The sequence below is a fragment of the Anaeromassilibacillus sp. SJQ-5 genome (genome assembly GCF_054108045.1).
The window spans coordinates 2,446,211-2,468,582 of the sequence record NZ_JBPJWQ010000001.1 but is presented as its reverse complement, the minus strand read 5'-3'; the positions used below and the strand labels follow the sequence as shown (position 1 = coordinate 2,468,582).

General features: G+C 61.8%; 23 protein-coding genes and 1 tRNA gene. 11 read left to right on the top strand and 13 right to left on the bottom strand.

Annotated features, from left to right (window positions below):
- Nucleotides 1-171: 171 nt before the first annotated feature.
- The 3 genes from ACSAMM_RS10540 to ACSAMM_RS10530 all read right to left on the bottom strand — a co-directional run bounded on the left by ACSAMM_RS10540 (nt 172) and on the right by ACSAMM_RS10530 (nt 2,894).
- The gene (locus tag ACSAMM_RS10540) at nt 172-600 is read right to left on the bottom strand and encodes an Hsp20 family protein (protein WP_178726158.1); all 429 of its coding nucleotides are present in this window, start codon (nt 598-600) and stop codon (nt 172-174) included.
- Nucleotides 601-873: 273 nt separating this feature from the next.
- A complete protein-coding gene (locus tag ACSAMM_RS10535) occupies nt 874-1,971 on the bottom strand; it encodes a phosphotransferase enzyme family protein (RefSeq protein ID WP_457791300.1) in 1,098 nt (365 codons plus the stop codon).
- Nucleotides 1,968-2,894, bottom strand: a complete 927-nt coding sequence (locus ACSAMM_RS10530; RefSeq protein WP_457791298.1) for a nucleotidyltransferase family protein — start codon at nt 2,892-2,894, stop codon at nt 1,968-1,970. The genes ACSAMM_RS10535 and ACSAMM_RS10530 overlap by 4 nt, the downstream gene beginning before the upstream one ends.
- Nucleotides 2,895-3,224: 330 nt before the next feature.
- On the opposite strand from ACSAMM_RS10530, the gene galE reads away from it, so the two are divergent.
- Entirely contained in the window at nt 3,225-4,241 is a 1,017-nt protein-coding gene (galE, locus tag ACSAMM_RS10525; protein WP_457791297.1) for a UDP-glucose 4-epimerase GalE, read from the top strand.
- A 53-nt stretch (nt 4,242-4,294) separates the two neighbouring features.
- Here galE and ACSAMM_RS10520 read toward each other — a convergent pair whose 3' ends face one another.
- Entirely contained in the window at nt 4,295-5,686 is a 1,392-nt protein-coding gene (locus ACSAMM_RS10520) for an RsmB/NOP family class I SAM-dependent RNA methyltransferase (protein WP_457791296.1), read from the bottom strand.
- A 76-nt stretch (nt 5,687-5,762) separates the two neighbouring features.
- Between ACSAMM_RS10520 and ACSAMM_RS10515 the strand changes: the two genes are divergently transcribed.
- Nucleotides 5,763-6,575: a mechanosensitive ion channel domain-containing protein gene (locus tag ACSAMM_RS10515; RefSeq protein WP_178723911.1), complete on the top strand. Its 813-nt coding sequence runs from the start codon at nt 5,763-5,765 to the stop codon at nt 6,573-6,575.
- Nucleotides 6,576-6,721: 146 nt separating this feature from the next.
- On the opposite strand, the gene ACSAMM_RS10510 is transcribed toward ACSAMM_RS10515, so the two are convergent.
- From ACSAMM_RS10510 to ACSAMM_RS10485, 6 genes are all read right to left on the bottom strand, one after another.
- Entirely contained in the window at nt 6,722-7,276 is a 555-nt protein-coding gene (locus ACSAMM_RS10510; protein WP_178723894.1) for a hypothetical protein, read from the bottom strand.
- Between the two features lie 51 nt (nt 7,277-7,327).
- On the bottom strand, nt 7,328-7,579 hold the full coding sequence (locus ACSAMM_RS10505) for a TIGR03905 family TSCPD domain-containing protein (RefSeq protein WP_178723892.1): 252 nt from the start codon (nt 7,577-7,579) through the stop codon (nt 7,328-7,330).
- Nucleotides 7,580-7,601: 22 nt separating this feature from the next.
- Nucleotides 7,602-8,447 carry a PHP domain-containing protein gene (locus tag ACSAMM_RS10500; protein WP_178723889.1) on the bottom strand — a complete coding sequence of 282 codons (846 nt, stop codon included), beginning with the start codon at nt 8,445-8,447 and terminating at the stop codon, nt 7,602-7,604.
- A gap of 284 nt (nt 8,448-8,731) precedes the next feature.
- Nucleotides 8,732-8,807 (bottom strand) — tRNA-Gly (locus ACSAMM_RS10495).
- A 54-nt stretch (nt 8,808-8,861) separates the two neighbouring features.
- Nucleotides 8,862-9,077 carry a hypothetical protein gene (locus tag ACSAMM_RS10490; protein ID WP_178723887.1) on the bottom strand — a complete coding sequence of 72 codons (216 nt, stop codon included), beginning with the start codon at nt 9,075-9,077 and terminating at the stop codon, nt 8,862-8,864.
- A 37-nt stretch (nt 9,078-9,114) separates the two neighbouring features.
- Complete coding sequence (locus ACSAMM_RS10485; protein ID WP_178723885.1) at nt 9,115-10,269, bottom strand: hypothetical protein; 1,155 nt, start codon at nt 10,267-10,269, stop codon at nt 9,115-9,117.
- A 169-nt stretch (nt 10,270-10,438) separates the two neighbouring features.
- Between ACSAMM_RS10485 and ACSAMM_RS10480 the strand changes: the two genes are divergently transcribed.
- From ACSAMM_RS10480 to ACSAMM_RS10445, 8 genes are all read left to right on the top strand, one after another.
- On the top strand, nt 10,439-10,732 hold the full coding sequence (locus tag ACSAMM_RS10480; RefSeq protein ID WP_457791295.1) for a YabP/YqfC family sporulation protein: 294 nt from the start codon (nt 10,439-10,441) through the stop codon (nt 10,730-10,732).
- A 95-nt stretch (nt 10,733-10,827) separates the two neighbouring features.
- A complete protein-coding gene (locus ACSAMM_RS10475; RefSeq protein ID WP_178722483.1) occupies nt 10,828-12,009 on the top strand; it encodes a sporulation protein YqfD in 1,182 nt (393 codons plus the stop codon).
- A 256-nt stretch (nt 12,010-12,265) separates the two neighbouring features.
- Entirely contained in the window at nt 12,266-13,261 is a 996-nt protein-coding gene (locus ACSAMM_RS10470; protein ID WP_178722481.1) for a PhoH family protein, read from the top strand.
- A 46-nt stretch (nt 13,262-13,307) separates the two neighbouring features.
- The gene (gene ybeY / locus ACSAMM_RS10465) at nt 13,308-13,817 is read left to right on the top strand and encodes an rRNA maturation RNase YbeY (protein WP_178722480.1); all 510 of its coding nucleotides are present in this window, start codon (nt 13,308-13,310) and stop codon (nt 13,815-13,817) included.
- 10 nt (nt 13,818-13,827) lie between these two features.
- Complete coding sequence (locus ACSAMM_RS10460; protein ID WP_457791294.1) at nt 13,828-14,298, top strand: diacylglycerol kinase family protein; 471 nt, start codon at nt 13,828-13,830, stop codon at nt 14,296-14,298.
- 77 nt (nt 14,299-14,375) lie between these two features.
- Nucleotides 14,376-15,281, top strand: coding sequence for a GTPase Era (era, locus tag ACSAMM_RS10455; RefSeq protein WP_178722476.1), 906 nt, complete (start codon nt 14,376-14,378; stop codon nt 15,279-15,281).
- A gap of 248 nt (nt 15,282-15,529) precedes the next feature.
- Nucleotides 15,530-16,279, top strand: coding sequence for a DNA repair protein RecO (recO, locus tag ACSAMM_RS10450; protein WP_457791293.1), 750 nt, complete (start codon nt 15,530-15,532; stop codon nt 16,277-16,279).
- Between the two features lie 94 nt (nt 16,280-16,373).
- Complete coding sequence (locus ACSAMM_RS10445) at nt 16,374-18,767, top strand: endonuclease MutS2 (RefSeq protein WP_457791292.1); 2,394 nt, start codon at nt 16,374-16,376, stop codon at nt 18,765-18,767.
- Between the two features lie 152 nt (nt 18,768-18,919).
- On the opposite strand, the gene ACSAMM_RS10440 is transcribed toward ACSAMM_RS10445, so the two are convergent.
- From ACSAMM_RS10440 to ACSAMM_RS10430, 3 genes are read right to left on the bottom strand one after another with little or no spacing between them, the layout of a single operon-like run.
- Nucleotides 18,920-19,168, bottom strand: coding sequence for a hypothetical protein (locus tag ACSAMM_RS10440; RefSeq protein WP_178722471.1), 249 nt, complete (start codon nt 19,166-19,168; stop codon nt 18,920-18,922).
- A gap of 39 nt (nt 19,169-19,207) precedes the next feature.
- Nucleotides 19,208-20,047 carry a TIGR03915 family putative DNA repair protein gene (locus ACSAMM_RS10435; protein ID WP_457791291.1) on the bottom strand — a complete coding sequence of 280 codons (840 nt, stop codon included), beginning with the start codon at nt 20,045-20,047 and terminating at the stop codon, nt 19,208-19,210.
- Entirely contained in the window at nt 20,026-21,345 is a 1,320-nt protein-coding gene (locus ACSAMM_RS10430; RefSeq protein WP_178722467.1) for a putative DNA modification/repair radical SAM protein, read from the bottom strand. Before ACSAMM_RS10430 ends, ACSAMM_RS10435 begins: the two co-directional genes overlap by 22 nt.
- A gap of 225 nt (nt 21,346-21,570) precedes the next feature.
- Here ACSAMM_RS10430 and rlmB point away from each other — a divergent pair, with 225 nt between their 5' ends.
- Nucleotides 21,571-22,371: a 23S rRNA (guanosine(2251)-2'-O)-methyltransferase RlmB gene (gene rlmB, locus ACSAMM_RS10425; RefSeq protein ID WP_457791290.1), complete on the top strand. Its 801-nt coding sequence runs from the start codon at nt 21,571-21,573 to the stop codon at nt 22,369-22,371.
- Nucleotide 22,372: the final 1 nt, after the last annotated feature.

Below are 22,372 nucleotides of genomic sequence, written 5' to 3'. Positions count from 1 at the left end.
CCCGTTCCCTCCCGCCGAAATCCCGGACGCGCCAGCCGCGGCGCGGGGCCGGGAATACTTACCGCCATTATAGCATAGCCCCCGGGCGGATGCAATTCGACCTTCCGCCGGGGGCCGGACGACAAAAAAGCCTTTCGCGGGCGGGCCGCGAAAGGCTTGGGGATGGGCGGATTATTCGATGGAAATCTGATGAGAGGGCGGCGTGACATCGCCCTTCTTAGGCAGGGTCAGCTCCAGCACGCCGCTGTCGTATTTGGCCTTGATGGCGGCGGCGTCGACGCCGGAGATGTCAAAGCTGCGGCTGAGAGAGCCGTACCGGCGCTCCCGGCGGATGAAGTTGTCCTTTTCCTCCTTGGTTTCTTTCTTTTTCTCGGCGGAAATGGTCAGGCAGTCGCCGTCGACATCGATGCGGATGTCCTCTTTGGCAAAGCCGGGCAGATCGGCCTTGACCAGGTAATGATCGCCCTTGTCGAGAATATCGGTTTTGCAGGGGAAATCCTTTTCCAGGTCGCCGAAATCGCCGAAAAAGCTGCGTTCCAAGTCGGCGAAGGGGTTCATATAGCGGTGATTTCTGTGTTCAAAAGGAATAAGATCAAACATAAGGCGTACCTCCATACAAGTTATTGGACGGTTTCCGGGAGCTTATGGATGGCGGCCGGGCGATGGAAACCCTGTAAGATCGTCCGGGGCCGGATTGCTGTCTGCAACGCTCAACCACCTTCTTTTCTGTTGATGCTATCAGTATATCCCCCATTTTTTACGGAAAATCGGATAAGATATGAATAAATTGTTAACATTAGCACTCTAATATATAGAGTGCTAATTCCGGATAAAAAGAACCCGCCGCTTGCGGGCGGCGGGCTGTGCATAGGATTACCGATATTTCTCTACGATTTGCTTCATGGTGTCCATTTTGGCTTCCATATCGGCCACCAGCTTGAGCTGGGTACGGCAGCGATCCAGGTTATGGCCTTCCCGGTGGATTTTGAAATAGGTGTCCCCGGCGATGTGGTCGGCGAGGAAGCGCATGCCGCATTCCAGGGTCATCAGCTTGGCGGACAGGGGCAGGTTTTCGATCTCCTGAGGGGTGAGCATGGAGCCGCATTCCTCCAGAAAGCCCTTGGTATACTGTTCAAACAGATTCAGGTCGCAGGTTACCTTGGACAGATCCGTCTCGTCCTCCGCCGCGGGGTTGGTGCCGAAGCGCATGCTGTCACCGTAGTCGTACAGGGACAGGCCCGGCATGACGGTGTCCAGGTCGATGACGCAGACCGGCCGGCCGGTCACGTCGTCCAGCATGACGTTGTTCAGCTTGGTATCGTTATGCGTCACCCGCAGGGGCAGCTCCCCTTTGGCCAGCAGGTCGGTGAGAATGGAGCAATCGGCCGCCCGGGCGCGGATGAAAGCAATTTCCTCCCGCACCTCGTCCGCCCGGCCGGAGGCGTTTTCCTTGACCGCCTGTTCAAAATCCCGGTAGCGGGAGGCGGTATTGTGGAAGTTGGGGATGGTTTCCCCCAAGGTGGCCGAGGGGTAGTCGGCCAGCAGCCGCTGGAACTTCCCGAAGGCGCAGCCGGAATAGTAGAAATGCTCCGGCTTTTCCACCGTCTGATAGGTGATGGCGTTTTCAATGAAGATGAAGGCGCGCCAGTAGTTGCCGTCGGGATCGTGGTAGTACTTTTCCCCGTCCCGGGTGTCGATGAGGGTCAGGCATTCCCGATCGGGGTTGCCGCCTTCGGCGATAACAGCCTGTCGCAGGAACGCCGTGACGGCAATCATGTTGCGCATCAGACCGGGCACATCCTTGAAAACGTTATGGTTGATCCGCTGGAGGATATACCGCCGCTGCGGTTTTCCCTCGCGCTGGCAGCAGACGCAATAGGTGTCGTTGATATGGCCGCAGCCGTAGGGCTTGGCGTCGATGGGTTCACCCTCCAGGGCGAAAACGTGGGCGACTTCCATAGCGGTGCTCATGCTTTCCACAACCTTTCCGGATAAATCCCCTGTTTGATCATACCGGCGATGGCGTCGATGACCTTCTGCTTATCCTCGGCGTAGGTCATGCCGTACCATTTGTCGCTGGTGGGCAGGACCTTGACGTCAGCCTCGCCCGCCGCCACCATGGCGTTGACCACGAAGGGCAGGTAGAATTCCGCTTTCAGCTGGCCGCCCTTTTCCTTCAGGAAGCCCTGGAACTTGTCCTCGAAGCAGTCCAGGGATCCGGCCGGGAAGGCCCAGCAGTTCATAGAGACGTAACAGCCGGCGGGCAGGGTTTCCCAAGTGGCGCCGTCGTCCTCGGTGAACTGGGAGACGCCCTCCCGGATTTCGATATGGGTGCGCTCCACCAGGTCGGTGAGGGTGCCGTCGGGCTCCACCGTGCAGATGCCCCGGGAGACATAGCCGTTCTCCGTCAGGGTGTTTTCCAGGATATACCCCGCCATGGCGATGTGCTTTTTCGCATCCGCGCCGGGCTTGGACAGGAAATCGGCCAGCAGGCGGAAGCATTCCCGGCCATAATAATCGTCGGCGTTGATGACGGCGAAGGGCTCCTTCACCGTATCGCGGCAACAGAGGACCGCGTGGCCGGTGCCCCAGGGTTTGGCGCGCCCTTCGGGCACGGAGAAGCCCTCTGGCAGAGCGTCCAGCTCCTGATAGACATAAGACACCGGAATCTGCCGGGAAATGCGGTTGCCAATATGTTCCTTAAAGGTTTCCTCGATTTCCTTCTTGATGACGAACACCACCCGGCCAAACCCGGCGGCGATGGCGTCGTAAATGGAATAATCGATGATCAGCTCCCCGCAGGGACCGACGGGCGTAACCTGCTTGAGTCCACCGAACCGGCTGCCCATACCGGCGGCCATGATAATCAGCGCGGGTTTTTGCGTGGTATCCATAGAGTAAGTCCTTTCTCCGGCGGTGAAAATGGATGATCCCGGGCTCTCTCCGCGCCGGCTGGAGGAGCTGTTACAGCTTGTTTTGTTGCCTTAAGGTGAGGCGCTGCGGGCGCTCGCTCTCCTAAAAATTGGAGGTTGTTCGCTCCCCTTTGCCTTAAGCATACCGCAAACCCCGGCTGGCCGCCATGCAGAAACCGCCGAAACATTTGTCAAAACCGTCAGATGCAACCTGCGTCCATTGCAAAAGAAAATTTTCCCGGTATAATAGAAAGACAGAAGAGGGTATTCGCAATAAGAAGGCCACGTCTATTATAATAAGGAGGAACCCAAATGTCCATACTGATTACAGGCGGCTGCGGCTATATCGGCAGCCACACCTGCATTGAAATGCTGAAAGCCGGCTTCGACATCGTGGTGCTCGATAATTATTACAACGCCAAGCCCGAGGCCCTGCGGCGGGTTAAGGAGCTGGCGGGCCGGGATTTTCCGTTTTATGAGTGCGACATCCGGGACGCGGAGGGTCTGCGGAAAATTTTCAAGGCCCACGACATCGAGGCGGTCATCCATTTCGCCGGGCTGAAGGCGGTGGGTGAATCGGTGAGCAAGCCCTTGACCTATTACGACAACAACGTCAGCGGCACGGTGGTACTCTGTCAGGTGATGGCCGAGGCGGGCTGCAAGCGGATGGTGTTTTCCTCCTCCGCCACGGTGTACGGTATGAACAACCCCTCCCCCCTGAGAGAGGATATGCCCACCGGCGCAGTGACCAACCCCTATGGCCGCACCAAATACATCATCGAAGAAATCCTGCGGGACACCTGTGTGTCCGACCCGGCGTGGAGCGCCGTCCTTCTGCGGTATTTCAACCCCATCGGCGCCCATGAAAGCGGCCGCATCGGGGAGGATCCCTGCGGGATCCCCAACAACCTGATGCCCTACATCTCCCAGGTGGCCATCGGCAAGCTGCCCCACCTGTCCATCTTCGGCAATGACTACGATACCCACGACGGCACCGGCGTGCGGGATTACATCCACGTGGTGGATTTGGCCCGCGGCCATGTCAAGGCGGTGCAATACGCGCTGGATCACGCCGGCGCGGAGGTGTTCAATCTGGGCACCGGCATCGGCTACAGCGTGCTGGATTTGGTCAAGGCCTTTGAAGCGGCCAACAACGTGACCGTCCCCTATGTGATATCGCCCCGTCGGCCGGGAGACATCGCCACCTGCTACTCCGATCCGTCCAAGGCGGAGAAGGTGCTGGGCTGGAAGGCGCAGTTCGGCGTGGAGGACATGTGCCGGGATTCCTGGCGCTGGCAGTCGAAGAACCCCCAGGGCTACGAGGACTAAAGCCATTGAAAAAGGGCGCGAGGAGCTATCCTCGCGCCCTTTTTGTCCCTAATCTATGTCCGCAGGCGCAGGCCCTTGGGATAGCGGTTTTTCAGCCGGCCGCCCGTCCGCTTGCCGAAGCCCGTCACCACGCCGTCCGCCGCCACGGCCGTCCAGCCGGGTTCTCCCGGCGCTTCGATTTCCTCTCCCCGCAGGAAGGCCGTCAGCCGGGGATCCGCCGGTTCCAGACAGATGCAGCGGCGGCAGTCCGCCGGTTTCATCGCCATGAACAGCCCGTGACAAGGCTCCACCCGGTTCTTGCAGACGATCGCCGCCGCCGCGCCCGCCTGCAGGACGCCCAGGCCCTTCAGCTCCGGCAGTCCCTCCGGCAGCAGTCGCACCTGGTCGCCGAAGCAGACGAATGCGCCGGTTGGTGTCGAAAAAAAGCACTCTTTGTATAATTCTGCCGCTGCGATACTATTTGTATCAGGTTTTGCATACAGATAGGGCCGGGGAAGGCTGTAGGCGCCGGCTTCCATCCGACGGAATTTGGCGACAAAGTGGCCCTCTCCGCCGTGAGCGGGGAAAATCCGGCGGCAGCGTTCCAGAGGGACACCCGCGCCGTCCGTTTCCGGCGTGAAGGGGGCCACCCGTTCCCAGGGCAGGCCCGGCATGCCGAAGCCCGCGCCGGTTTCCTCCAGGCAAAAATCCGGATGCGTCCGCACAAACCAGGCGGCCATACACTCGTTTTCCTCCGGGGCAAAGGTACAGGTGGAATAGATAAGGCGGCCGCCGGGGCGCACCGTCTCCGCCGCCGCGTGGAGAATCTCCCGCTGCCGGGCGGCGCATAGGCGGATATTGTCCTCGCTCCACTGGGCGAGGGCCTCCGGCTCCTTGCGGAACATGCCTTCGCCCGAGCAGGGGGCGTCCACCAGCACCCCGTCGAAGAAGCGGGGCAGCCCGCCGCCGATCGTGCCGGCGTCCGCACTGGACACCACCGCGTTGGCCACCCCGCAGCGTTCCAGGTTCTGCAGCAGGATCTGGGCCCGGGAGCGCCCATACTCGTTGCTCCACAGCAGGCCCTGCCCCTGGAGGCAGGCGGCGATCTGGGTGGATTTTCCGCCGGGGGCAGCGCACAGGTCCAGGATCCGCTCTCCGGGCAGGGGGGACAGGACGGTCACCGCCGACATGGCCGACGCCTCCTGCATATAATAGGCGCCCGCGTGGTGGAGGGGATCGGCCCCCGCCCGGAAGGCTCCTTCGAAGGCGAAGCCATCCCGTGCGAAGGGCACGGGGGACAGGGGAAGGGGAAACCACGCGGCGAGATCCCGCGCCGTGTATTTCAGCGTATTGACCCGGATGCCCCGCCGCAGGGACCGGTCGTACCCCTCGAACAGGATGTCGAAATCGCCGCCCAGCAACGTATGCATGCGTCGGAGAAAACCGTCCGGCAGATTTTGGGTCATCGAGGAGGCTCCTTTCATGTTGACAAACCTTCGAATTGTTTCTACAATAGAGGACGTGTTGGAAGGAGGCTGGAACTTGGAAGATTTAAATACGGCGTGGAACGAATTTTTGAAGAGGCTGATTGGGTTTCTGCCGCAGCTGTTAGTCGCCGCGGTGATCCTGCTGGTGGGGCTCCTGGCCACAAAGGTCGTCCCCAAGCCGATCAAATCGGTGCTGAACCGGACCCGTCTGGACGCGGTGGCGGTGAAATACATTTTGCGGGTGGTCAAGATTTCCATCTGGGCGCTGGTGCTGATGATGGTGCTGGACACCGTCGGGGTGCCGGTGACCAGCCTGCTGACCCTGCTGGCCGCCATCGGCGCGGCGGTGGCCCTGGCCATCAAGGACAACCTAGCCAACCTGGCCTCCGGCGTGGTGCTGCTGTTCACCAAGCCCTTCAAGGCGGGGGATTTCATCGAGGTGGAGGGCGATTCCGGTGTCATCAGGGAAATCGAAATGATGCACACCTATCTGGACACGCCCGGCAACATGCGGGTGGCCATTCCCAACACCAAAATGATGACCGCCACCATCACCAACTATTCCACCTACGAGACCCGGCGGCAAGATTTGACCTTTACCATCAGCTATGAGGACAATCTTCTGGAGGCCATGGCGGCGCTGCAGCAGCTGCTGGACACGCATCCCCAGGTGCTGCGGGAGCCGGAGGAGCCGATAGTGCGGGTCAAGGAACAGGCGGATTCCGCCATTGTACTGCTGGCGCGGTTCTGGTGCGCCAACGCCGATTACTGGAACTTGCAGTACGATTTGCTGCAGCAGGTCAAGCTGACCTTCGACGACAAGGGGATCTCTATCCCGTTCCCGCAGATGGACGTTCATGTAAAATAATGGCGGAAAACCAAAATGCTGCACAACGCATAAATGAACGCCCGGTTTCGCGTCTACAGACGCGAAATGCGGGCCACGATTCATGCGCCCGCGTTTTTTAAAGGCGCGTTGCAAAATCTTCGATTTTGCAACGCGCCCTATTTTTCTTATACGCGTACAAACTCCAGCGTGTCCACGAAATTTCGCACCTGGCCGGAGAACCGACGGAACAACTCCTGCCCCATACGGGCGTAGGCGGGGTCATCCTTCTTGCCGCAGAGGGATGCGAAGGTTTCCCCCACCTTTTCCTCCACCTGCCTGCCGTCGCGCACGCACAGATAATAGAAGGAGAAGGCGCCGGAGGCCTGCAGGTCGTCGTAAAACCGGGGGGCCGTGACCCGCAGGGAATTGTAAAAGATATCCTGGGCGGTCTGCGCCGTCAGGCTGTTGGGAAGCAGGGCGTCCAGCCCCACCTCTACGGCAAAGGACAGCAGGATGCGCCGCTGGGTGAGCAGAGCGCTGTCGTCGGTACGGCTGTCCCCCTCCACGGCAGACACCTCGTCCGCCAGGATGGCGCCCAGCCGTCTGGCGCGGCTGAGATTGCCGTTTTCCTTTTCCTGCTCGAGCAGCTGCGCCTCATGGCCGACATCGGCGCCGGCCTCGTTCACCGGTTCAAAATCGTCCCCGGCTATTTTCATATCGCGATCGTCTTCCAAACCCATCGTGCAGTCACATCCTTCGGGCGCCCGCGTCGCGGCGGGCACGCTTGGGGTTTATTGTTGCTCTAAGGCCTCCTGGACGGCCCTGGCCAGCTGATCCGGGCAGGAGGTGGATTTGAGGCCGCAGCGGATGCCGGACAGGCGGCGGACCGCTTCCTCGGCGGGCATTCCCTCCGCCAGCGCCGCCACCCCCTGGCTGTTGCCGTGGCAGCCGCCCTGAAACCGGACGTTTTTCAGCAACCCGTCCTCGATATCAAAGGTAATTTTCCGGGAGCAGACGCCCCGGGGCGTATAGGTGAATGCCATATCGTGCCGCCCTTTCGCTCTATTATGCGTTGCGCCGCCGCCGCTTATCCTTATAAGTCAGCAGAGATTGGACGATTTCGTCGGAAACCGACGTGCTGCCCAGCGGACGGGCCGTGCGGGTGTACATGCCATGAAAATCGGATCCGCCGGTGGACAGCAGGCCGTGCAGGCGGGTGAAGGCCAGCAGCTCGGCGGTCTCGGTTTCGCTATGGCTGGGATGCCACACCTCCACGCCGTCCAGCCCGGATTCCACCAGCTCCTGCATCAGGTCGTAGCTGTCATACACGCCGGGATGGGCCAGCACCGCGATGCCGCCGGCACTATGGATGAGATCCATAATTTCCCGTGTGTCGGGATACTCCGCCTCCACCAGGGCGGAACCCTGACCGGGGGCGAACAGCTTATCGTACAGCTCCCCATAAATGGAGTCGGCATAGCCGGCGTCCATCAGGGCGTGCATGATGTGCTGCTTATAGATGTTGGTGCTGCCGGTGGCGCACTTGACGATGAGATCGGGGGTGATGGGATAATACCGCATGACCTTGCGCACCATGGCCATCGCCGCTTTCTTGCGGCTGTCGTTGGTGCGGCGGCACATGCCTTCCAGACGATCGGGCGTGTCACAAAGATAGCACAGGATATGGGCTTTCCGGCCCCGCTGCGTATCGAAGGTGGAGAACTCCACGCCGTGAATGACGGTCAGCTCCTGCCGGCGGCCGATGACGACCGCGCGGGTAGCTGCGGCGGTGGTATCGTGATCCGTGACGGAAATAGCCGACAGGCCTCTGCGTTTCGCGACGGCGATCAGCTCTTCTATCCCCATGGATCCGTCCGAAATTTTGGTATGACAATGTAGGTCGCTTGCCAAGGTTACACCCCCAAGTTATTCAGGCGGGTCTAAGCCGCAACCCGCCACCCATGAAAAGCGCCGCAAAAGGGCGTAAAACCCGAATATAAGCGTACTTTCATAATACTTCCAGTATACACCGGAAAGGGGGGAAAGACAAGCCCCGCCGCCTAAAACCGGATACAATGCCAAGTTCGGGCGGGGCCGGGCGGTTCGGTTTCGGTCAAAACGGCAAAAGCGGCTGTCGAAGTCGGGCGGATGATGGCGACAAAAAAGGACAGGCCATATGGCCTGTCCTTTTCCTTTGGAGCGGCTTACGAGGCTCGAACTCGCTACCTCCACCTTGGCAAGGTGGCGCTCTACCAGATGAGCTAAAGCCGCGCTTTTCCGAACGCGTGTTGTATTATAGCACAGCGTTCGGAGAACTGTCAAGATCTAAATGCGAAATTCCTCTTCCTCGTGCCGGGTCAGCGCCGGCTGCCGGAAGGGGACCCGTTTGAGCGGATCGTAGGCAAACCGACGGCAGTGATGATACAGGGGCATGACCCCCTTTTTGGTGCACAGCACCGCCTTGCCGTCCAGGGAACGGCGCCCGTTGGCGCACAGCTCGCAGGCGGGCTGGATATTGTTGCCGTAAAGCTTCTGTCGCATGAACTCCCTCCGTTCTCTTTCGCCAGTATAGCACACTTTACCCCTTCCTGCCAAGCCTGGCCGGCCCTTTTCCAGTCAGCAGCAGCATGGCGCACATCAGCAGCAGGGCCACCGACGCGGCCGCCGAGGTGGTGAAGGGGGTGATGCGCGCGTCCTGCATGGGGTTGAACACATCCAGCGGCAGGGGGACGAACCGGAACAGCAGCAGGGACAGCCCGCCTGCCAGCAGGCCGTGAAGCAGCCGGGAGATGAAGAAGTTCCGATCGAGCAGCTTGTGCTCGTGCAGGGTGGCGGCCAGCTGGCAATGAACGGACAGGCCGCCCCAACCCATAATAAAGCCCAGCAGAAAGGGCGCGGCCGCGCCGGATCCGGCGGCCTCCACGCAGCCGCAGCTCACCTCCAGAATGCCGGCCAGCAGATTGGGGATTTCCGCGGTGTCCGCCCCCGCCCATATCAGCGGTCGGGTGATCACATACTGAAAGAAGCCCGCCAGGCCGCTGGCGTCGGACAGGGAGAGCAGGGCGGCAAACAGCACCACGAAGCCGCACATGTACAGCAGCGAGCGGCAGGCGGCGTTGACCGATTCCACAAACGCTGCCGAAACCGGCAGACGGGGGGCCGGCCGCCGGGCCTCCATGGGTACCCGATCCACCACCGGATGCCGGCCCATCCACACCCGCTGCCCGATACCCATCAGCAGAGAAGCGGCGATGTGGGCGGCAAACAGCACCGCCCCGTACCGCACGCTGCCCAGCATGCCCGCCCCCACGGCGGAAATGACGAAGGCTGGCCCGGCATTGACGCAGAAGCGCAGCATCCGCCGCCCCTGCCGGGGGGTGATGTCCCCCTGGCTGACCAGCTGGCCCACTGCCACCCCGCCCGCTGGATATCCGCCGATAAAGCCCACCAGGATCCCCGCCGCGCAGCAGCCCGGCAGGCCGAACAGCTTGCGGGTGGGTTTTTCCAGCCGCCGCCCCAGGGATTGGCTGACACCCGAGCGGACCAGAAAGCCGGCCAGCACCAGAAAGGGGAACAGGGAGGGGATGATGACCGAGGAGCAGATGGACAGCCCGCGGCTGACGCCGGTGGCCACCGCCCCCGGCCAGGCCAGAAGGGCCGCCCCGGCCCCCGCGATGACCAGCAGCAGCCCGAAGGTCTGGATGCCTGATTTATGTATGGTTTTGATAAACATGCGTCTCACGTCCTTTGTCGTGATAGGTCCGCCGATGGACAGCCTGTATTCTATGCATATGTTTGTCCGGCCGCATTATTCCAATTTCGGCTGCATAAAATGCGGTAGGCGAAGCGCGGAGGCGGGGCTGCTGACAGCATCCGCGGGATAAGAAGGAATGGGTGGTAGCGTGGTCAAATCAAAAAAACGCAGGCGGCAGCCGCCGCTGGCCCACCGGGTGGAAACGGTGCTCGAGCTGCCCGGCGGCACCTTGTCGGGCGAGGCGCGCATCGAAATGACCGGCAACCGCCGGGCGGTGGTGGAGAGCTGCCGGGGGATTCTGGAGTATGAGGAAGGGGTTATCCGCCTGAACACCGGCAGCGGCATCGTGCGGTTTATGGGGCGGGATTTGGGCCTGTCCTGCCTGACGGAGGACAGCGCGGTGGTCACTGGCTTTATTCTGTCGGTGGAATTCGTTTCCTGAAAGCCGGCAGAAGCGAAAACGGCCGCGCCAGGCCGGCCTGGCGCGGCGGCGATTGGGGCGGGGTCATCCCCGCGCGGGAAAGGAATGGTTGTCCGATGTTTATCATCCGGTTCCTCCGCTGGCTGCTCGGCTGGGTGGAGTTCGAGGCGGAGGGCGGGTTCCCCGAACGGCTGCTGAACCTGGCGGCCCGGGGCGGCATCCCCTTATGGGATACCGGGAGGCGGGGCGTCGTGCTGACGGCCCGCTGTTTTGCCCGCAAATACAAAAAGCTGCGCCCCATCGCCCGGAAGGCGGGGGTGCGCCTGCATGTGGTCAGACGCCACGGCGTCCCCTTTTTCCTGCACCGCTACCGGGCCCGCGCCGGCCTGGTGGCAGGGCTGGCCACTTATGTGGTGCTGCTGCAAATCTTGTCCCAGCAGATTTGGGTGATGCAGGTCAGCGGCAACCGGAAGGTGTCGGAGGCCGACATTCTTTCCGTTATGGAGGAGCTGGGGGTGCATAAGGGCGGGCGGATGAAGGATCTGGACATCCAGGCCCTCCAGATTGAGGCCCTGCAGAAGCTGCCGGATCTCGTCTGGCTGACCGTCAACCCGGAGGGCGCCATCGCCCATATCGAGGTGGCCGAGCGACAGCCGCCGCCCGCCGTCATTGACAAAAGCGCCCCCTCCAACATCAAGGCATCGCGGGACGGCCGGATCGTGCGCATGGAGGTGTATGGCGGCCAGGCCGCGGTCAAGGAAGGGGATGCAGTGGTGCGGGGGATGCTGCTGGTCAGCGGCGTGGTGGATACCTCCGTCGGCCCGGTCATGCGGAAATCCAACGCCAAAATCTTTGCGGAAACCAGCCGGTCTCTGGAAGTCAGCGTTCCTTTGAAGGAGACCAAGCTACTGCCAGACGGCTATAGGATTCTGCGGCCCACCTTCCATCTGTTTCAATTCGGCATCCCCCTGTATACCGACGGCCCGCTGGAGGGGGAATTCCAGCTGGTGGAGAAACCGCATTTTTTGACGGCCAAGGGCCTGCAGCTTCCATTGGGCATTGTCAACCAATACTATCATCGTTTGGTCCCCACCGAAATCAACCGAACCGAGGAGGAGGCCGCCGCCCTGGCCCGGCAGCTGCTGGAGGAAAAGGAGCGCAGCGATCTGACCGGTGCGGATATCCGGGAAAGGCAGCTGCAGGGGACGGTGCGGGACGGACAATACGTGCTCACGGCCCGCTATGCCTGCGTGGAGGACATCGGCTTTGAGGAAGCCATCCTCACCGAAAGCAAATAATGGGAAAAGCCTCTCCGGATTTTCTGGAGAGGCTTTATTATGTCAGCATGGTAAAGAAATTGTGAAATGTTTATAAACAATAAATAGGTATATAGGGGATTTTCTTGATTATGAGAAATATACCGCCAAAATTTTGTAGATTATAGTAAATGACAAAGGAAAATATTATTGATATAATATATTTTGTTATGAGAACCGGGCGGAAGCCGGTCGGCAGCCTTACCGCCCGTTCATCAGGAAAGGAAACAACCCCCGCATGTTTGAACAAAGTATCAATGTGGACCGCATGGAACAGGCGGTTTCCCTTTTCGGCAGCTTCGATGAAAACATTCGGCTGATTGAGCGGCATTACGCCGTGGACATCCTCACCCGCGGCACCGACATCAAGGTCAGCGGGGAACCTGAGGCCGTCGCGAAAGCGGTGCGCGCCATCCAGGGCTTGCTGCAGCTTATCAACCGGGGCGAGCAGGTGGGGGAGCAGAACGTCCGGTATGTCCTCATGCTGGTGGACGAGGGCAGCGAGGAGGAGCTTCCCAAGCTGTCCTCCGACAGCATCTGCATCACCTCCAAGGGCCGTCCCGTCAAGCCCAAAACCATCGGGCAGAAGAAATATGTGGACGCCATCCGAAAGAACACCATCGTGCTGGGCGTCGGCCCGGCCGGCACCGGCAAGACCTATCTGGCGGTGGCCATGGCCGTCAGCGCCTTCCGCGCCAAGGAGGTCAACCGCATCATCCTGACCCGGCCCGCTGTGGAGGCGGGGGAAAAGCTGGGTTTCCTCCCCGGCGACCTGCAGTCCAAGGTGGATCCCTATCTCCGCCCGCTGTACGACGCTCTGTTCGACATGCTGGGCACCGAGACCTATCAAAAATACGTGGAGCGGGGCAATATCGAAATCGCGCCTTTGGCGTATATGCGCGGGCGCACCCTGGATGACTCCTTCGTTATTCTGGACGAGGCGCAGAACACCACGCCCGAGCAGATGAAAATGTTCCTCACCCGCCTGGGCTTCAACTCTAAGATGGTGGTCACCGGCGACGTGACCCAAATCGACCTGCCTGACGGCCGGAAAAGCGGCCTGCGGGAAGTGATAAAGGTGCTCAAAAACGTGGAGGACATCGCCATCTGCCAGTTCAGCGAAAAGGATGTAGTGCGGCATCAGCTGGTGCAGCGTATCATCCAGGCCTACGAGAAATACGAAAAATCCGCCCAGACGTACCGGGCGAAAGGAAACCTACCATTTAAGAAATAAAGGCCGGAAGGCCTGTAAATTTATCATAAAAGGACGGCATTGCGCTATGGAAAAAATCAAAGTGGTCATCGTCAATAAGCAGAAAACGGTCAAAATCCCCACCGGCGTGCGCCTGCTGATGCGCCGCTGCTGCCACGCGGTTCTGGAGCTGGAGAATTTCCAGGGCTCCGCCGAGGTGGACATTTCGCTGGTGGATAATCAGCAGATCCGGGAAATCAATAAGGAGCAGCGGAACATCGATATGGTGACTGACGTGCTGTCCTTCCCACTGGGGGAAAACGGCCAATACGACAAGAACCCCGAAACCGGCGCGAGCATGCTGGGCGACGTGGTGCTGTCGGTGGAACGCGCCATCGAGCAGGCGGAGCAGTACGGCCATTCCCTGCAGCGGGAAATCGGCTACCTGACCGTGCATTCGGTGCTGCATCTGCTGGGCTACGATCATGTGGACGGCGGCCTGGAGGCGGTGCGCATGCGGGAAAAGGAAGAGGCCGTGATGGCGTCCGTGGGGCTTCCCCGGGGCGAGAGCTATGTGATGTTCGGCGGCGGACGGTAGGCTTTCGCGCATGAGAGGGTTTTTGAGGGGCTTTATGTTCGCCGGCCGGGGCGTTTGGTTTTGTATCCGGCATGAACGGAATTTTCGCGTGCATATGGCGGTGGCCGCCTATGTGCTGCTTTTGGCGCCCTATTTTTCCCTGTCACGGGGAGAGTGGGCCGCGCTGCTGGCGGTCGTCGCGTTGGTTCTGGCCGCCGAAGCCGTCAATACCGCTGTGGAGCAGGTCGTCAACCTGGCCTCTCCCCGGCGGCGCACCCGGGCCCGCGTCGCCAAGGATGTGGCGGCGGGGGCCGTTTTGCTGTGCGCGGCCGGTGCCCTTGCCGCGGGGCTGTTCTTGTTCCTGAGGCCGGAGGCGTTCGCCGCCATGCAGGCCGATTTTCTGCGTTGTCCCTGGAAGCCCGCGTTGCTGGCTGCGTCCCTGCCGCTGGCCGTCTGGTTTGTCATCTGCGGCGGGCGCACCCGCCGTCGTCCAAAAAAATGAAAGAAGTTTCCGGCGCGGCGTCTGGCCGCGCCTGCTTGCGACCGCCGGGCTTGTCCGGCGAGAAATGGAGAAACGGTATGCCGGAACAAACAAAAAGCGCCTTTGTGGCCATCGTCGGCCGCCCCAATGTGGGGAAATCTTCCCTGCTCAACGCCATGGTGGGCCGGAAGGTGGCCATCGTGTCGGACAAGCCGCAGACCACCCGCACCCGCATCATGGGCGTGCTCACCCGGGAGGAAACCCAGCTGGTGTTTTTGGACACCCCCGGTAATCATCGGCCCCGTACCCGGCTGGGAGATTTCATGGTGAAATCCATCGGCGAGGCGGTTTCCGGTGTGGACGCCGGCATGCTGGTCGTGGAACCCAAGGGGGAAATCCGGGATGTGGAGCGGGAGCTGCTGGAGCAGTTCCGCCGTCAGAAGCTCCCGGCCGTGCTGGTGATCAACAAAATCGACACCCTGGCCGACAAGGCGATTCTGCTCAACTGCATCGAACGCTGGCGGGAGGCCTACGATTTCACCGCCGTCCTGCCCGTGTCCGCCCTGACAGGGGAGGGTGTGGACGAGGTGGTGGAGCAGCTGTCCGCCTTTGCCTTCGACAGCCCCCACTTCTTCCCCGACGACGCGGTGTCCGATCAGCCCGAACGGGTCATCGCCTCCGAGCTGGTGCGGGAAAAGATGCTGCTGCTCCTGCGGCAGGAAATCCCTCACGGTATCGCCGTGGTCATTGAGAACATGAACGAGCGGGAGACCGAAAATGGCTCTATCCTCGACGTGGACGCTTACATTTACTGCGAAAAAGACAGCCACAAGGGCATGGTTATCGGTAAAAAGGGCGCCATGCTCAAAGAAATCGCCACCCTGGCCCGCCAGGACATGGAGGCGCTGTTCGGCGTTAAGGTCAATCTTCAGTGCTGGGTCAAGGTCAAGGAGGACTGGCGCAACCGCCAGGGGCTTCTTAATAGCTTCGGCTATCGGCTGTAGCCCTGCCAGTTTATCCCGTAAGCGGTTTCCGGGGATGCGCCGTGTCCCCGCGCGTATCCTAATCCTATCGAACGATAGGAAGGGGCCATGGATGCTTATGCCGCACGGAGATTTATGGGATGCGTTTGTCAGAACCGGACGAATCGAGGATTATCTGCGCTATCGGGGCGTGGATATTTATCAGCATATGACCAGCCGCGCGCAGCCGCAGGGCTTGGCGTCGACGGCGGGAAAGGAGAACCGACCCCATGCGGCTGACCACCGACGCCCTGATCATCCGGGAAAACAACAATATCGGTGAAGCCGATCGGTTTGTGACCGCCCTGACCCGGGAGCTGGGCCTGGTGCGGGCCTCCGCCCGCGGCGCGCAGAACATGAAAAACCGGAACGCCTCCGCCACCCAGCTGCTGTCCTATTCCCGCCTGACCCTCTTCAAGGGGCGGGAAAAATACATAATCGACGAGGCGGAGCCGCTGCGCATTTTTTTCGATTTGCGGGCGGATATCGAGAAGCTGGCGCTGGCGCAGTATTTTTGCGAGCTGGCTGGCGTCCTGGCCCCGTCGGAGGAGCCGGCAGAGGAGTTCCTGCGTCTGCTGCTGACGGCCCTGCACCTGCTGGGTGCAGGCAAACGGGATCCCCGGCTGATCAAAGCGGTGACCGAGCTGCGTCTGCTGGCGCTGGCGGGGTATATGCCTGACCTGACGGCCTGCCGGGCCTGCGGCGGGACGGACAGCCCCGTCATGTGGCTGTCTCTGACGGCGGGAAGCCTCACCTGCGACGCCTGCCCCCGCCCCGGCGGCGCCGTAGCCCTGCCCCCCAATATCCTGGCCGCCATGCGGCACGGATTGTATCGGGAGCTTGAAAAGGCCTTCTCCTTTACCATGCAGGACGCCAGCCTGACCGAGCTGTCCCGCGCCGCCGAAGCGTTTTTGCTCGCCCAGCTGCAGCGGGGCTTTCGCACGCTGGATTTTTATCATTCCCTGTCGAATGGGGCATAATAAGGAGCTATATTGTATAATCGACTCATAAAAATACTTATTGTATAGAACTTTGCTGTAACGGCCGGATTTTTCGGCCTTCATGGAGGAACTTATGAATCGCAACCATCAATCCCTGGAGCTGGATAAGGTCCTGGAGCTGCTGGCGGCGGAGACCACCTGCGCGGACGCGGCGGTCCTGGCACGGGAGCTGACCCCTGTACCCTACCTGTCCCAGGTGCAGCGGCTGATGGAGGAAACCGACGCCGCCTATCGTCTGATGGCCCAGTTCGGTTCGCCGTCCTTCGGCCAGGTCAAAAACGTGACCAACGCTCTGCGCCGCGCCGAGGCGGGCGCCAGCCTGTCGCTGCGCGAATTTCTGGACATCGCGGAAACCCTGCGGGTCATCCGTTCCCTGGCGGAATGGAGAGCCCACTGCGCCGGGGTGGAAACCTGCCTAGACGATCGGTTTTCCGTCCTCGCGCCCAATAAATATCTGGAAGAAAAAATCAACACCACCGTGGTGTCGGAGGAAGAAATTGCCGACGCCGCTTCCCCTGCGTTACACGACATCCGTCGGAAAATGCGGGCGGCCTCCGCCCGGGTGCGGGATCAACTGGACAAGCTGGTGCGCTCCCCCGCCTATCAGAAGCTGCTGCAGGATCCCATCGTCACCATCCGGGGCGGCCGATTCGTGGTGCCGGTCAAGGCGGAGCACCGCGGCGAGGTTCCCGGCCTGGTGCACGACACCTCCGCCTCCGGCGCCACCGTGTTCGTGGAGCCTATGGGCGTGGTGGAGGCCAACAACGAGCTGAAGGTGCTGGCCTCCCGGGAGGAAGCCGAAATCGAGCGGATCCTGGCCGCCCTGTCCGCCGAGGTGGGGAGCTTTGCCTCCGCCATTGCCGCGGATTACCGCGTGCTGGTGGAGCTGAACCTGATTTTCGCCAAAGCCCGCCTGGGGTATAAAATGAAGGCCGTCATGCCCCGCATCACCGACGACGGCCATATCCTGCTGCGCAAAGCCCGCCATCCTCTCATCGCCGCCGACAAGGTGGTGCCCATCGACGTGGAGCTGGGGGGCGGCTTCGACACCCTGGTCATCACCGGCCCCAACACCGGCGGCAAGACCGTCACCCTGAAAACCCTGGGGTTGCTCACCCTCATGGCCATGTGCGGCCTGATGCCCCCCGTCTCCGACGGCAGCAGCCTGTCGGTTTTCTCCGAGGTGCTGGCTGATATCGGGGACGAGCAGTCCATCGAGCAGTCCCTGTCCACCTTTTCCGCCCACATGACCAACCTCATCCGCATCCTGGGAGAGGCGGGGCCCCGCAGCCTGGTGCTGATGGACGAGCTGGGCGCGGGCACCGACCCGGTGGAGGGCGCGGCCCTGGCTATCGCCATCCTCGAGCGGCTGCGGCAGCAGGGCGCCCGCATCGCCTCCACCACCCACTATGCCGAACTGAAGGCCTACGCCATCCACACCGACGGGGTGGAAAACGGCAGCTGCGAGTTCGATGTGGCCACCCTGCGGCCGACCTACCGCCTGCTGGTGGGGGTGCCGGGCCGCTCCAACGCGTTCGCCATTTCCGAGCGGCTGGGCATGGACAAGACCCTGGTTGACCGGGCGCGGGAGCTGGTGTCCAGCGACAACCGCCGTCTGGAGGACGTGGTGTCCAACCTGGAGGAGCGGCGGCAGGCGCTGGAAGGCGAGCTGCAGCAGGCCCGCGAACTGCGCGCCCGCGCCGAGCAGGACGCCCGGCAGGCGGAGCAGCGGCTGGCTGAGATGGATAAGCAGCGGGAGCGTGAGATGGACCGGGCCCGCTCCGACGCCCGCGGCATCGTGGATCGCGCCCGCAGCGAGGCGGAGCAGCTGATTGCCGAGCTGGACACCCTGCGCAAGCAGAAAAACGCCGCGGAATTCGCCCTGCAGGCCCAAAATGCCAAAAGCCAGCTGCGCGCCCGGCTCAACGCCGTGGAAAGCGCCGTCGACCCGGTGTTCAGAAAACGGGAGGATGGGTATACCCTGCCCCGAGCCCTGCGGGCTGGGGACGAAGTGCTGCTGGTGGATATTGACAAGCGAGCCACCGTCCTGGGCCCCGCCGACGCCGGCGGCAACGTGGAGGTGCAGGCCGGGATCATCCGCACCCGCGTTCCCCTGTCCAACCTTCGTCTTCTGGAAGCCAAAAAAGCGCCGTCCCCCACCAAGGGGCGCGCCGTGCCCGCCGCGTCCCGCGGCCATGGCGTGGCCTCCCGGGCGGAACGGACGGTGAGCACCGAATTGGATCTCCGCGGCCAGACCACGGAGGAGGCCCTGCTGGAGGTGGATCGCTTCATCGACAACGCCGTGCTGACCGGGGTGGAGCGGGTGACCATCATCCACGGCAAGGGCACGGGCGCCCTGCGCGCTGCCATTCAGCAGCATCTGCGCCGCCATCCGTCGGTGAAGGAGTTCCGCCTGGGCTCCTACGGCGAAGGCGAAACCGGCGTGACCATCGCCGAGCTGAAATAAAGCGAACCCCGCCTCGTGAGATCCACGCGGCGGGGTTTTGTGGTTAAAGCTGGGGAAGGCGGGAGGAGGCTTCGCACGACTGCGGCGGCGCTGCATGTATCCGGCGATCCACCCCGTCCGCCGGCTTGGCGGGCGGGGAAACAAAACGCCGGTCAGCCGTTCCGATAGCGGGTTTCCCGCCGCTGGATGACGGCGGCAATCAGCAGGAGAACCAGCCAGACGACGGCCAGAGCGACGGCAGCGGGGACGCTGTCCAGTATGGCGGCGGACAGCCGAACGCCCAGCAGCAGCCCGAGATTGAGGGCCAAAGCGACGCTCAGCAGGAAAATAACCGTCCTCAGCCAGCCCGTCCTGCACGCGCGGGAACCGAGCAGACAAGAGGGATACTTGCCGGCAGCCATGTGCGAAACCTCCTCTCACCATCGTAGAGGGGCCCCTTGCTATTCTATGCGCGCCGGCAGCGTCCCGTCCGCCTTTTCTGCGGCAAGCGCGCCCCGTTTTCCGGCAGCCGTTTCCTCCGTCGTCCCCATGGTCATCTCGGTGATGTTTTTCCAATACTTTTTCGGCATATGCTGCCGCCGGCAGCGGGGGTTGATGCGCTCCTGAATCGCCACCGTGTCGTAGAACGTCTTCCAAAGCCGCCGATAGTCGGCTTCTTTGTCCGTGATGGCCGGGATGTGCGCCTCGTCGGCATAGGTGATGTACCATTCCTTGGTGTCATACACCCCGTACAGATTCCGGTTTTTGTCGTGGATAATGAAGGGCTGCGTCCGCAGCCGGTCGGCGAAATGGGGCATCATCAGCGCCACCACGTCGTATTCCGGCTCGATGCCCGCGTAATACACGCCTCCCTCCCGCTGGGAAAAGCGGACGAACTGAACGAACCGGGCGCTTTCGAGGGAAACCAACCCGCTCCATTTGTGCAGGCGAATCACCCGGTCGTCGGTCAGCATCAAATCGATGCGGCGGCCCGCCTCCATGCCCAGCCGAACATAATCGTAAATCCACTGGCCCCGTTCCCGCTGCTCGGATCGGAAGGCCGTCCAAACCCGCTCGTAGGCGTCCGGCCCCATGACTTTTTGGATCCCCGCGATGACCCGATCGGCTTTGGCTTCGTCGACGGCGACGTCCATCGTCCGTTCCCCGAATTGGGGCTGGTAACCCGCCGCTTCCCGGATAGCGTCCGGCATGGGCCGGTGGGCGTAGGCCTCGAACACCGCGGTCATCAGCCCCTCGAAGGTGCCGTCGTACAAATATGCTACAGCTGACCGGTCAGACATGCCATCCTCTCCTCCCGTCCGGGCAGAAGCGCCGGGTTGTCAAACAGGGACAGCTGCTGCGGCGCGGGGCCGAGGGGCAGTTCCCCCGGTTTCAGGCGCACGTCGGCCGTCAGGTTCTGGTAGATGAAGGATTGGCTGAACTTGGCCCCCGGCATCATTTTTCCATTGCAGGTGATGAAATACACCGCCCGCTTGAGCACCACCCCCAGCTTCTTGAGCCCCTCGAAGGTGAGGGAGCCCGCCCGCCGGGCGGTAAGAATTTTCAAAGCGGATTTCACCCCGATACCCGGCACCCGCAGCAGCATTTCCTTATCCGCCCGGTTGACCTCCACCGGGAAATGCTCCAGATGGTTGACAGCCCAGTTGCACTTGGGATCAAGCAGCGGGTCGAGGGAGGGATGCTCTTCGTCGAGCAGCTCGCTGACCGTGAAGCCGTAGAAGCGCAGCAGCCAGTCGGTCTGGTACAGCCGGTGCTCCCGCAGCAGGGGCGGCGGCACGTTCTGGGGCAGCAGCGCATTGGTGCCCACCGGGATATAAGCGGAGTAAAACACCCGCTTGAGGGTGTACTTTTTGTATAGGCTCTCGCTCAGCCGCAGAATTTGATAATCCGTGTCCGGCGTGGCGCCGATGATCATCTGGGTGCTCTGCCCCGCCGGGGCAAAGGACGGCGCGTGGCGGTAGACGGCCAGTTCCCGCTTGTTCTGCGCCAGCCGGTCGCGGATGGAGGACATGGGCCCCAGGATCGCGTCCTTTTTCTTGTTGGGGGCCAGCTGCTTCAGGCTTCGCTCGCTGGGCAGCTCGATGTTGACGCTCATCCGGTCGCAGAGCAGCCCCAGCTTCTCCACCAGCTCGGGTGAACAGCCGGGGATGGCCTTGGCGTGAATATACCCATTGAAGCGGTAGGGCCCCCGCAGCAGCTCCAGTACCCGGCACATCTGCTCCATGGCGTAATCGGGGTTGCGCAGCACTCCGGAGCTGAGAAACAGCCCCTCGATGTAATTGCGCCGGTAAAACTCGATGGTCAGCCCCGCCAACTCCTCCGGGGTAAAGGCGGCGCGGGGCACGTCGTTGGAGCAGCGGTTGACGCAGTATTGGCAGTCGTACACACAGCTGTTGGTCATCAGCACCTTGAGCAGGGAGATGCACCGCCCGTCCGCCGCAAAGCTGTGACAAATGCCGAACCCCACCGCGCTGCCCAGCATCCCCGCCTGCCCGCCTCGGTCGGACCCGCTGGAGGTACAGGCCGCGTCGTATTTGGCGGAATCGGTGAGAATGCGCAGCTTATCCATCAGATCCATATGCCGGCCTCCTCTGATATGGTATTCTCAGTATAGAACATATTTTCGTTTTTGTCAAACATTTGTTCTGCATTTATTCTGCGCTGGTTTTCCCGGTTTATGATTCCGAAAATTACCAACCGTGGGGAGAAAAAGCCGGGCGTATTCGGGCGTTTCCCGTCTTTTATTTTGTCGAAGATTGTGGTATACTGAACTATACTTATATAGATATGGGGGATCCCCTGCATGGAACAAAGAAAAACCGGCCCCGCGCCGGCAGCGGACGAGGCCTTTTCCGATCGGCCGCAGGAAGATATTATCGCGGGGCGCAACGCCGTGGCCGAGGCCCTGCGCGCGGGGCGCGCTATCGACAGCGTGCTGCTGGCCAAGGGCGACCGGACGGGCAGTATCAGCGCCCTGGCGGCCCAGTGCCGCCGCAAGGGCTTGCTGGTCAAAGAGGTGGATTCCCGCAAGCTGGACGCCCTGTGCGGCCCCAATCATCAGGGCATTGCGGCCCTGGCGGCCTGCAAGGAGACGGTGACGCTCGACGAGCTGTTCGCCGCCGCCGAGGCCAAGGGGGAGCCGCCCTTTTTCGTGGTCTGCGACGAGCTGGAGGATCCCCACAATCTCGGGGCCATCCTCCGCACGGCGGAGACGGCGGGCGTCCACGGCGTGGTGATTCCCAAACGGCGGAGCGCCGGCCTGACCTCTGCGGTGTACAAGGCTTCCGCCGGTGCGGTGGAATATGTCCCGGTGGCCCGGGTGTCCAACATCACCGATGCCTTGCGGGAGATGAAAAAGCGGGGCGTCTGGGTGTACGGACTGGACATGGACGGCGAAACCTGGTGTTCCGTCGACATGAAGGGCGCAGCGGCGGTGGTGGTCGGCTCCGAGGGCCGGGGCATCAGCCGGCTGGTGAAGGAACAGTGTGACTTCATCGTATCCCTGCCCATGCGGGGACACATCACATCGCTCAACGCGTCGGTGGCCTGCGGCATCGTGCTGTATGAGGCGGCCAGGCAAAGGCAGGGGCTCGCGGCGAAATAGG